The sequence below is a fragment of the Xenorhabdus vietnamensis genome (assembly GCF_002127535.1).
GTDB lineage: Bacteria > Pseudomonadota > Gammaproteobacteria > Enterobacterales > Enterobacteriaceae > Xenorhabdus > Xenorhabdus vietnamensis.
In genome coordinates this window covers 1-598 of sequence record NZ_MUBJ01000128.1, presented here as the reverse complement: position 1 = coordinate 598, position 598 = coordinate 1, and the positions used below count along the sequence as shown (strand labels likewise).

The following is a 598-nucleotide window of genomic DNA, read 5'->3' as shown; positions in this document are numbered from 1 at the left end:
ATCCGGGAAATAGAGATTGTTTCGTACCTGCTCATTCGCGTACTTCCATAATCGCTCAATCGGGTTGAGGTTAGGACTGTAAGGTGGCAGGTAATGCAACTCAATATTGAGTACTTCGGCAAAAAATTGAACTAATTCGGCGCGGTGGTAACCGGCACCATCCAGAATAATATGAATTTTTTGTGAAAACGGGCAAGTTTCTCTAATTGAGCCGAAAAAAAGGATAACATTTTTCGCATTAATCGCCGGATATTCACGAATAATGGTCGCTTCAATTCGTTGTAAATTAAGGGCGCCCATGAGGTTGAGCCGAGTACGACTGCCCGTGGTTTTGATCACTTTGACATGCTCCCTTCCGCTTTTCATCCAGCCATAACTTAATTTTGTGGACTGGGTAGGATGCATTGCATCAATAAACAAAATAGGCTCATTTTGGCCACATTCTTCTTTCAGCGCGTTGTAGGTCTCAATAAATTGTTGCTGTTTATCCGTATCGAATTTATGAGGCGTTCCCACCGGCTTTTTGTAGCTGAATCCCTGACGGTGAAGCCATTTTGTCATCCCGGCCACCGTGAAAGCAACCTGCCAGCGCGCCCAG

Annotated in this window: 1 protein-coding gene; it reads right to left on the bottom strand. The window is 44.8% G+C overall.

Annotated features, from left to right (window positions below):
- Positions 1 to 598, bottom strand: a 598-nt coding sequence (locus Xvie_RS20530) for an IS630 family transposase (RefSeq protein ID WP_139838944.1), incomplete at both ends; no start/stop codon positions are given.